Below are 10,196 nucleotides of genomic sequence, written 5' to 3' on the forward strand. Positions count from 1 at the left end.
GGTCGCCGCCATCGCACTAACTCAGACCGCCAGGTAGGCGACGGCGTCCAGCATCCGTTCGGCCGCCCCGCGCAGCTCCGCCACCCCCGGCCCGGCCCGCAGCACCTCGCGCGCCACCGCGGGCAGCAGCTGTCCCGGCTCGGCCCCGCCCAGTCCGGCGAGCGCCTCGGGCCGCCCGCCCTGCACCCCGAGGCCGGGCACCAGCACCGGCCCACCCAGGGCGCTGAGATCGGGTGCCTGCAGCACGGTCGCGCCCACGACGACGCCGACGTATCCGGGCCCGGACGGGGTCGCCGACCGATTCACCACCGCCGCCTGGTCGACGACCAGCTGGGCCACCGTGCGGCCGTCGAAGGCGGCCCGCTGCACGGTCGCGCCCTCCGGGTTGGAGGTCGCGGCCAGCACGAACACGCCCCGGTCGTGCGCCGCGGCAGCTTCCAGCAGCGGCCGCAGCGACCCGAACCCCAGGTACGGCGTGGCCGTCACCGCGTCGGCGGCCAGCGGCGAATCCCCCGCCCAGGCAGCGGCGTAGGCGGCCATCGTCGTTCCGATGTCACCGCGCTTGGCGTCGGCCAGCACCAGCACCCCGGCCGACCGCAGGGCTGCGATGGTGCGTTCGAGCACCGCGAATCCGGCGGAGCCATAGGCCTCGAAGAACGCCACCTGGGGCTTGACGACGGCGAGCCCCGAGAACGCCTCGATGCAGATGTCGCAGAACGCGGCCAGCCCGTCGGCGGTCGTGGGCAGGCCCCAGGCCCGCAGCAGCTCGGGGTGCGGGTCGATGCCCACGCACAGCGGCCCGCGCTCGGCTTTCGCGTCGGTCAGCCGGACCCCGAATCCGGTCACCGGGCACCGTTTCCGGGCTGGCCGCCGTTACCGATCTGGCTGTGCAGCTCCTGCAGGCTCCGCACGTCGATGTCGCCACGGATGCCCGCCTCGATGCCCTGCACCGCGGCCGACGCGCCCTGCACCGTGGTGACGCAGGGGATGTTGACCGACACCGCGGCCGAACGGATTTCGTAGCCGTCGATGCGCGGACCGGAGTTGCCGTAGGGCGTGTTGATCACCAGGTCGACCTCACCGGCCTTGATGGCGTCCACCGCCGACGTTGCGGGACGGCCCGGTTGCGGGTCCTCGAAATGCTTGCGCACCTCGTCGCAGGGAATCCCGTTGCGCCGCAACATCTCCGCGGTGCCCTCGGTGGCGAGGACGCGGAATCCCAGGTCCGCCAGGCGCTTGACGGGAAACACCAGGGAGCGCTTGTCCCGGTTGGCCACGGACACGAAGATGGTGCCCTGGGCCGGCAGCGACCCGTAGGCGGCGGTTTGGCTCTTGGCGAAGGCGGTGCCGAAGTCGCGGTCGATGCCCATCACCTCGCCGGTGGACTTCATCTCCGGGCCGAGCAGCGAATCGATGGCGGCGCCGTCGGCGCGGCGGAAGCGGTGGAAGGGCAACACCGCCTCCTTGACGGCGATCGGAGCGTCCAGCGCCGCGTGGGCCCCGTCGCCGGACGCCGCCAGCAGCCCCTCCTCGCGGAGCTGGGAGATGCTGGCGCCCAACATGATCCGGGCGCACGCCTTGGCGAGCGGGATCGCGGTGGCCTTGGACACGAAAGGCACCGTGCGGCTGGCGCGCGGGTTGGCCTCCAGGACGTAGAGCACGTCGTCCTTGAGTGCGTACTGCACGTTGAGCAGCCCGATCACGCCGATGCCGTGCGCGATGGCCTCGGTCGCGCGGCGCACCTTCTCGATGTCGCTGCGGCCCAGCGTCACCGGGGGCAGGGCGCACGCCGAGTCGCCGGAGTGGATGCCGGCTTCCTCGATGTGCTCCATGATGCCGCCGATGTACACCTCGGTGCCGTCGCAGAGCGCGTCGACGTCGATCTCCACCGCGTCTTCGAGGAAGCGGTCGACGAGCACGGGGTGCTCGGGCGAGAGCTCGGTCGCGCGGGTGATGTAGCCCTGCAGCGTCTCCTCGTCGTAGACGATCTCCATGCCGCGGCCGCCCAGCACGTAGGACGGCCGCACCAGCACCGGGTAGCCGATGTCTTCGGCGATCCGGCGGGCCTGGTCGAAAGTGGTTGCGGTGCCGTACTTCGGCGCCGGCAGGCCGGCCGCGGTCAGCACGTCGCCGAACGCGCCGCGGTCCTCGGCCAGGTCGATGGCTTCCGGTGGGGTACCGACGATCGGTACGCCCGCGTCGGCGAGGCGCTGGGCCAACCCGAGCGGCGTTTGGCCGCCGAGTTGCACGATCACCCCGACCACCCCGGGCCCGTCGCCGGCCGACTGTTGCTCGGCGCGGAAAACCTCCAGGACGTCCTCGAAGGTCAGCGGCTCGAAGTACAGCCGGTCGGCGGTGTCGTAGTCGGTCGACACCGTCTCCGGGTTGCAGTTGACCATCACGGTCTCAAAACCGGCCTGCGACAACGTCGTTGCCGCGTGCACGCAACTGTAGTCGAATTCGATGCCCTGGCCGATCCGGTTGGGGCCCGACCCCAGGATCAGCACCTTGGGTTTCTCGGTCTGCGGCGCCACCTCGGTCTCGGCCGCGGGGTCCAGTTCGTAGCTGCTGTAGTGGTACGGCGTCTTGGCCTCGAACTCGGCCGCGCAGGTGTCGACGGTCTTGTACACCGGGTGCACACCCAAGCGCCCGCGCAGCGACCGCACCCCGTTCTCACCGGCCAATTCGGGCCGCAGCGCGGCGATCTGGCGGTCCGAAAGCCCGTTGTGCTTGGCCCGCCTCAGCAGGTCGGCGTCGAGGACCGGCGCGGCGATCAGCTCGGCGCGCAGCGTGATCAGCTCGCCGATCTGCGCGACGAACCACGGGTCCACACCGCTGGCCTCGGCGACCTGCTCCACCGACGCTCCCAGCCGCAGGGCGAGTTCGATGTCATAGAGGCGGCCCTCGGTCGGTGTCCGCAGCCTGGTCAACACCTCCTCGATATCCCCCTCGTCGTCGGGCTTGGTCCAGAAGCCGACGCGGCTGGTCTCCAGCGATCGCATCACCTTGCCCAGCGCCTCAACGAAGTTGCGGCCCAACGACATTGCCTCACCGACGGATTTCATCGTGGTGGTCAGGGTGGGATCGGCGCCCGGGAACTTCTCGAAGGCGAACCGCGGCGCCTTGACCACCACGTAGTCCAGGGTGGGCTCGAAGCAGGCCGGGGTTTCCTTGGTGATGTCGTTGACGATCTCGTCGAGGGTGTAGCCGATGGCCAGCTTGGCGGCGATCTTGGCGATCGGGAAGCCGGTGGCCTTGGACGCCAGCGCGCTTGACCGCGACACCCGGGGATTCATCTCGATGACGATCAGCCGGCCGTCGGCCGGGTTGACCGCGAACTGGATGTTGCAGCCCCCGGTGTCCACGCCGACCTCGCGCAGGATCGCGATGCCGAGATCGCGCATCCGCTGGTATTCGCGGTCGGTCAGCGTCATGGCCGGCGCGACGGTGACCGAGTCGCCGGTGTGCACGCCCATCGGGTCGAAGTTCTCGATCGAGCACACCACGACCACGTTGTCGTTGCCGTCGCGCATCAGCTCGAGCTCGAATTCCTTCCAGCCGTAGATCGATTCCTCGATGAGCACGTTGGCGCTGGGGCTCTCGGCCAGCCCGGCGCCGGCCATCCGGTCGACCTCCTCGACGGATCGCGCCATCCCCGATCCCAGGCCGCCCATGGTGAAGCTGGGCCGCACTACCACCGGCAGGCCCAGCTCCTCGACCGTCTCGCGGACCTCTTCCATGGTGAAACACACTCGGCTGCGGGCGGATTCACCGCCCACCTTGGCGACGATGTCCTTGAACATCTGCCGGTCCTCGCCGCGCTGGATGGCGTCGAAGTCGGCGCCGATGAGCTCCACGCCGTGGCGCTCGAGCGCCCCGTTCTCGTAGAGCGCGACCGCGGTGTTGAGCGCGGTCTGCCCGCCCAGGGTGGCCAGCAGGGCGTCGATCTTGTTGCCCCGCTGGGCCTGTTGCACGATCACCCGTTCGACGAAGGCGGGGGTGATGGGCTCGACGTAGGTGTGGTCGGCGTACTCGGGGTCCGTCATGATGGTGGCCGGGTTGGAGTTGACCAGGCTGACCTGCAGCCCCTCGGCGCGCAGCACCCGGCAGGCCTGGGTGCCCGAGTAGTCGAACTCGCAGGCCTGCCCGATCACGATCGGGCCCGAACCGATCACCAGCACGTGACGCAAATCGGTACGACGCGGCACTACCGCCCCTTTCCGCGGTTTGGGGCCGCCATCAACTCGATGAATTGGTCGAACAGGTAATTCGCGTCGTGAGGGCCGGCGGCGGCCTCCGGATGGTATTGAACCGAAAAGGCCCGTCCGTCGGCGAGTTTGACGCCCTCGACCACTCCGTCGTTGGCGCAGGTGTGGCTGACGATCGCTTGGCCGAACGGCGTGTCGAACGACTGGCCGGCCTCCCCCTCGAGCGCGAAGCCGTGGTTCTGTGCGGTCACCGCCACCCGCCCGGTGGCGTGGTCCATGACCGGGATGTTGATGCCGCGGTGGCCGAACACCATCTTGTAGGTAGACAGGCCCAGCGCCCGGCCCAGGATCTGGTTGCCGAAACAGATGCCGAACAACGGGATTCCGGCCCCCAGCACCTCGCGGGTGACCGCCACGATGTGATCGGCGGTGGCGGGGTCGCCCGGGCCGTTGGACAGGAACACTCCGTCCGGTTTGATGTCGGCGATCTGCTCGTAGGTCGCCGACGACGCCAGCACGTGGCTGCGAATGCCGCGCCGGGCGAAATTGCGTGGCGTGTTGGTCTTGATGCCCAGGTCCAGCGCGGCCACCGTAAACCGGTGTGTCCCTTCGGGTTCCACGATGTAGGTGTCCGGCGTGCTGACCTCGCCGGCCAGGTCGGCGCCCAGCATGGACTGCTGTCCCGTCACCCGCTGCAACAACTCGTCCGGGTCGGCGAGCGCGTCGCCGGAGAACACGCCCGCCTTCATCGAGCCGCGGGTGCGCAGATGCCGGACCACCGCCCGGGTGTCGATGCCGGCGATCCCCACGATGTGCTGGCGGATCAGCTCGTCCTCCAGGGTCCCGGTGGCCCGCCAGTTGGATGGGCGCGGCGACGGGTCGCGCACCGCGTAGCCGGCGACCCAGATCTTGTCGCCGCGGCTCTCGGCGTCCTCGTCGTTCCACCCGGTGTTGCCGATCTGCGGCGCGGTGGCCACCACGATCTGCCGGTGGTAACTGGGATCGGTCAGCGTCTCCTGGTAGCCGGACATGCCGGTGGAAAACACGGCCTCGCCCAGCGTTTGACCGATCTTGCCGAACGGCGTGCCGGTGAAGACGCGGCCGTCTTCGAGTACCAATAGGGCCTTACTGCTCACGCGACCTCATTCTCCTGGCCATCCCGTCGTTCCTCGAGCCACGCGTCGTAGTCGTGGCGCTCATTCGCCCGGAAACCGGTGTCGATCTCGACGCCCGACGGCAGCCGCCAGCGGATCGCCAGAATGCCGATCCGGGCCGGCCGCACCGCCATCCCGCGCTCCATGCGGATGGCCGTGATCGACTCCTGTGGAATCCAAATCGGTTGGGCCCGCAGGCGTTCCACCATGATGCCCCCGGCGTAGCGGGTCAGCACCGCTTTGCTGCGGTAACCGAGATCGCCTGCCGCGATTCGCTCGCTCCAGCCCGGCGCCATCATGGAACCGCAATAGTGGCCGCGGGTGGTGATGCTCGCCGCACCGACCTGGTCCGGGATCTGCGGTAGGTCGCCGATCAGCTCCGCCTGCCGCTGCGCGCGGCGCTGCCAGCTGCGCATCATCAGCTGGATCACCACCGTGATCACCACCACCAGCACGGCCGCGAAGATCAGCGACCCCACCAGCGTGCCCGAATTCATGCCGGGCACTTCCCGTCTCGACAGGTGACCTTGCCGCGCAGCAGGGTCGCGGTCACGGTGGCGGGCAAGGTCATCGCTTCGTAGGGCGTGTTGGCCGACCGGCTGGCCAGGTCGGGCCCGGCGACGGTCCACGTGGCGTCGGGGTCCACCACGGTCAGGTTGGCCGGCTCCCCCACCTCCAGCGGCCGGCCGTGATCGGGCAGGCGCGCGATGCGCGCGGGGTTTTCGCTCATCACCCCGGCGAGGCCACGCCAGGTCAGCAGCCCGGGGATGACCATCGTCTGCACCACGATCGACAGCGCCGTCTGCAGCCCCAGCATGCCGGGCCGCGCCGCGGAGAACTCCACGCACTTCTCGTGCTCGGCGTGCGGGGCGTGATCGGTGGCCACGCAGTCGATGACGCCGTCGGCCAGCGCCTGGCGCAGCGCCACCGCGTCGGCCGCCTCGCGCAGCGGCGGGTTGACGCGGTTGCGCCCGTCGTAGCTGGCCAGCCGGCTGTCGTCGAGCATCAGGTGGTGCGGGGTGACCTCGGCGGTGATCGAAATCCCTTGATCCTTAGCCCATTTCACGATCTCGACGGTGCCCGCGGTGGAGGCGTGGCAGATGTGTACCCGGGCGCCGGCGTCGCGGGCCAGCAGCGCGTCCCGGGCGACGATGGATTCCTCGGCCGCCCGCGGCCATCCGGACAGGCCCAGCCGGGCGGCGGTGGGGCCCTCGTGGGCGACGGCGCCGACGGTCAGCCGGGGTTCCTCGGCGTGCTGGGCGACGAGCACGCCCAGGCCGGTGGCGTACTCGAGGGCGCGGCGCATCACCAGCGGATCGTGCACGCAGATGCCGTCGTCGGAGAACATCCGCACCTGCGCGGCCCCGTTCGCCATCATGCCCATCTCGGTGAGCTCTTTGCCGGCCAATCCGACGGTGACGGCGCCCACCGGGTGCACGTCGACCAGGCCGACCTGCTGGCCCCGATGCCAGACGTGGTCGGTGACCACCGGGCTGTCGGCGACCGGATTGGTGTTGGCCATCGCGAACACCGCCGTGTATCCGCCCAAAGCCGCAGCGGCCGAACCGGTTTCGATGTCTTCGGCGTATTCTCGGCCCGGCTCGCGCAGGTGGGTGTGCAGGTCGACGAACCCCGGGAGCAGCACCTGATCGGTGGCATCGATCACGTCGGCCGTATCGGGAATTTCCAATGCCGGGCCGATCTCGGCGATCTGACCGTCATCGACCAGGACATCGACGCGGTCACCTTCACCGTACAAGCGCACCCCGCGCAGCAAAACGCTCATGCGGCCCCCTCGTTTCCGGCCGACTCGGCACCCACGAGCACGTGGAACAGCACCGCCATCCGCACATGCACACCGTTGGAAACCTGTTGCAGCACAGCCGATTGCGACGAGTCGGCCACCGATGATGCGATCTCCATGCCGCGCAGCATCGGTCCGGGGTGCAGCACCACGGCGTGGCCAGGCAGCATCGCCTGGCGACGATCGGAAAGCCCGTACAGCGACGAGTATTCGCGCACCGACGGGAAGAAGCCGCCGTTCATCCGCTCGGCCTGCACGCGCAGCATCAGCACCGCGTCGGCGGCGGGCAGCTCGGCGTCGAAGTCGTTGGACACGGTGACCGGCCAGCCCTCGACGCCGACCGGCAGCAGCGTCGGCGGTGCCACCAGGACCACCTCGGCGCCCAAGGTGTGCAGCAACATGACGTTGGAACGAGCCACCCGGCTGTGCAGGACGTCGCCGACGATCACGACGCGCCGGCCATCGATGCCGCCGAGCCGCTGGCGGATGGTGAGCGCGTCCAGCAGCGCCTGCGTCGGGTGCTCGTGAGTGCCGTCCCCGGCGTTGATCACCGAGGGGCCGGAATCAGCGGAATCGCCTTCGGCGCATGTCCATTCGGCAAGCAGATGCGCGGCGCCCGACGCCGGATGTCGGATGATCAGCGCGTCCGCCCCGGCAGCCCGCAGCGTCAGTGCGGTGTCGCGCAGGGACTCGCCCTTGCCCACCGACGATCCGGTGGCACTGACGTTGATCACGTCGGCGCTCATCCACTTGCCGGCCACCTCAAAGGACACCCGGGTGCGGGTCGAGTTCTCGTAGAACATCGTCACGATGGTGCGGCCGCGCAGCGTCGGCAGTTTCTTGATCTCGCGGCCCACCAGCGCCTGGGCGAAGCGGTCGGCGTCGTCGAGGATGGCGGTCGCGTCGTCGAGGCTCAGGTCGCCGGCGGCGAGCAGGTGGCGCGTCATCGCGAGATCACCACCCCGTCGTCACCGTCGTTCTCCCTCAACAACACGTGCACGCTCTCGCCGCGTGAGGTGGGAACGTTCTTGCCCACGTAATCGGCGCGCAGCGGCAGTTCGCGATGGCCGCGGTCGACCAGCACCGCCAGCTGCACCACCCGGGGGCGGCCGACGTCGCGCAGCGCGTCCAGGGCGGAGCGCACCGAGCGGCCGGAGTAGAGCACGTCGTCGACCAGGATCACCAACGCGTCGTCGATGCCGCCGGCCGGGATCGAGGTTGCTTCCAGCGGCCGCGGTGGTTTTTGCATCAGGTCGTCGCGGTACAGGGTGATGTCCAGCGCGCCGTGGCCGACCTCGACGCCGCTGTATTCGCCGATGTTGCCGGCCAGACGCTTGGCCAGGATCACGCCGCGTGTGGGGATGCCCAGTAGCACGACCCGCGGCGCGTCGGGACCGTCGAGGGCCGTCTTTTCGATGATCTGGTGTGCGATACGGGAAATGGTGCGGCCCACGTCGGCCGCCGACATCAATTCCCGGGAATCACTGCCTGAGCGCGTGTCGCCCGCAGCACCCATACGAAACTTGACCTCCTTCTCCGCCTCACGGGACGGATCGTTAAAGGATGTCGACTGCACGGCAGCGTAGCACTTATTTCGGGGGCGGCGGCGCCAGGCGTGTGTGGCGCGCATCGCTTCGCCTCGTGCTCGTCACACCCGCCCCATGCGTCTCTCCCGGGAAGGACAGGATGTGTGCCCGCCTCACAGCGACAAGTCGCCGAGTGACGGTGGGACGGACGTGGACGGTCCTTGGGCACCCCTTCCGCGCGCAACGGCGCCAATCGGCTTTCGGCGCCGGCCCGCTAACCTGACCGAGTGAATCGCAGGACCCTGGATGGTAACGCGGCCTCCGTCCGCGAAGTGTGCGACGCCGGCCTGCTCGCCGGCGCCGTGACGGTGGTGTGGCAGCGCGGAGAACTGCTGCAGGTCAACGAGATCGGCTATCGCGACGTCGACGCGGGCCTGCCGATGCAGCGCGACACGCTGTTTCGCATCGCGTCGATGACCAAGCCGGTGACCGTCGCCACGATCATGAGCCTGGTCGACGAGGGCAAGCTGACGCTCAAGGATCCGATCGTGCGCTGGGCGCCGGAGCTGGCCGACGTGCGGGTGCTCGACGATCCGCACGGCCCGCTGGACCGCACCCACCCGGTGAACCGCGCCATCCTGATCGAGGACCTGCTCACCCACACCAGCGGCCTGGCGTACGGATTCTCGGTGTCCGGGCCGATCGCCAAGGCCTACATGCGGCTGCCGTTCAATCAGGGCCCGGACGCCTGGCTGGCCGAACTCGCCAAGCTGCCGCTGGTGCACCAACCCGGCGACCGGGTCACCTACAGCCATTCCATCGACCTGCTGGGCGTCATCGCTTCCCGCATCGAGGGCAAGCCGTTCCATCAGGTTCTCGACGAACGGATCCTGGATCCGGCGGGCATGACCGACACCGGGTTCTTCGTCACCCCCGAGGCCCGGCGCCGCGCGGCGACCATGTACCGGCTGACCAACGAGCACCAGCTGCAGCACGGGATGATGGGCCCGCCGCACCTCACGCCGCCGTCGTTCTGCAACGCCGGCGGCGGGTTGTGGTCGAGCGCCGACGATTACCTGCGTTTCGTGCGGATGCTGCTCGACGGCGGAACGATCGACGGCGTGCGGGTGCTCTCGGAGGAGTCCGTCCGGCTGATGCGCACCGACCGGCTCACCGACGAGCAGAAGCGGCACAACTTCCTCGGCGCGCCGTATTGGGTGGGCCGCGGCTTCGGGCTGAACCTGTCAGTGGTGACCGATCCGGCAAGGAGCACACCGCTGTTCGGGCCCGGCGGCGTCGGCACGTTCAGCTGGCCGGGCGCCTACGGGACCTGGTGGCAGGCGGACCCCACCACGGATCTGATCCTGATCTACCTCATCCAGAACCTGCCGGACCTGACCGTCGACGCGGCCACGGCCGTCGCCGGCAACACGTCGCTGGCCAAACTCCGCACCGCCCAACCGAGATTTGTCCGCAACACATATCGCGCGCTCGGCCTCTAAAG

The 10,196-nt window shown here is 69.4% G+C and carries 8 protein-coding genes; 1 reads left to right on the forward strand and 7 read right to left on the reverse strand.

The window, feature by feature from the left end:
• Positions 1-21: 21 nt before the first annotated feature.
• Genes pyrF through pyrR form a run of 7 tightly spaced genes read right to left on the reverse strand, consistent with a single transcriptional unit; the run spans position 22 to position 8,682 of the window.
• Positions 22-846 (reverse strand): orotidine-5'-phosphate decarboxylase, encoded by an 825-nt coding sequence (gene pyrF, locus AC0KS4_RS14985; RefSeq protein WP_225328445.1) that lies wholly within the window; start codon positions 844-846, stop codon positions 22-24.
• Positions 843-4,208 (reverse strand): carbamoyl-phosphate synthase large subunit, encoded by a 3,366-nt coding sequence (gene carB, locus AC0KS4_RS14990; protein WP_238956285.1) that lies wholly within the window; start codon positions 4,206-4,208, stop codon positions 843-845. Before carB ends, pyrF begins: the two co-directional genes overlap by 4 nt.
• Positions 4,208-5,344 carry a glutamine-hydrolyzing carbamoyl-phosphate synthase small subunit gene (gene carA / locus AC0KS4_RS14995; protein ID WP_238956286.1) on the reverse strand — a complete coding sequence of 379 codons (1,137 nt, stop codon included), beginning with the start codon at positions 5,342-5,344 and terminating at the stop codon, positions 4,208-4,210. Before carA ends, carB begins: the two co-directional genes overlap by 1 nt.
• Complete coding sequence (locus AC0KS4_RS15000) at positions 5,341-5,859, reverse strand: PH-like domain-containing protein (protein WP_238956287.1); 519 nt, start codon at positions 5,857-5,859, stop codon at positions 5,341-5,343. The genes carA and AC0KS4_RS15000 overlap by 4 nt, the downstream gene beginning before the upstream one ends.
• Positions 5,856-7,148, reverse strand: a complete 1,293-nt coding sequence (locus AC0KS4_RS15005) for a dihydroorotase (RefSeq protein WP_238956288.1) — start codon at positions 7,146-7,148, stop codon at positions 5,856-5,858. Before AC0KS4_RS15005 ends, AC0KS4_RS15000 begins: the two co-directional genes overlap by 4 nt.
• A complete protein-coding gene (locus AC0KS4_RS15010; RefSeq protein WP_225328450.1) occupies positions 7,145-8,113 on the reverse strand; it encodes an aspartate carbamoyltransferase catalytic subunit in 969 nt (322 codons plus the stop codon). The genes AC0KS4_RS15005 and AC0KS4_RS15010 overlap by 4 nt, the downstream gene beginning before the upstream one ends.
• Positions 8,110-8,682, reverse strand: coding sequence for a bifunctional pyr operon transcriptional regulator/uracil phosphoribosyltransferase PyrR (gene pyrR, locus AC0KS4_RS15015; protein ID WP_225328451.1), 573 nt, complete (start codon positions 8,680-8,682; stop codon positions 8,110-8,112). The genes AC0KS4_RS15010 and pyrR overlap by 4 nt, the downstream gene beginning before the upstream one ends.
• Before the next feature lie 297 nt (positions 8,683-8,979).
• Between pyrR and AC0KS4_RS15020 the strand changes: the two genes are divergently transcribed.
• Positions 8,980-10,194: a serine hydrolase domain-containing protein gene (locus AC0KS4_RS15020; protein ID WP_238956289.1), complete on the forward strand. Its 1,215-nt coding sequence runs from the start codon at positions 8,980-8,982 to the stop codon at positions 10,192-10,194.
• Positions 10,195-10,196 lie beyond the last annotated feature (2 nt).

It is taken from the genome of Mycobacterium sp. NTMscope_MAC_12 (assembly GCF_976985675.1).

Excerpts from the sequence above, each read along its gene's own strand:
- pyrR (WP_225328451.1), bottom strand. The coding sequence starts at position 8,682 with ATGGGTGCTGCGGGCGACACGCGCTCAGGCAGTGATTCCCGGGAATTG.
- AC0KS4_RS15000 (WP_238956287.1), bottom strand. The coding sequence starts at position 5,859 with ATGAATTCGGGCACGCTGGTGGGGTCGCTGATCTTCGCGGCCGTGCTG.
- AC0KS4_RS15005 (WP_238956288.1), bottom strand. The coding sequence starts at position 7,148 with ATGAGCGTTTTGCTGCGCGGGGTGCGCTTGTACGGTGAAGGTGACCGC.
- AC0KS4_RS15010 (WP_225328450.1), bottom strand. The coding sequence starts at position 8,113 with ATGACGCGCCACCTGCTCGCCGCCGGCGACCTGAGCCTCGACGACGCG.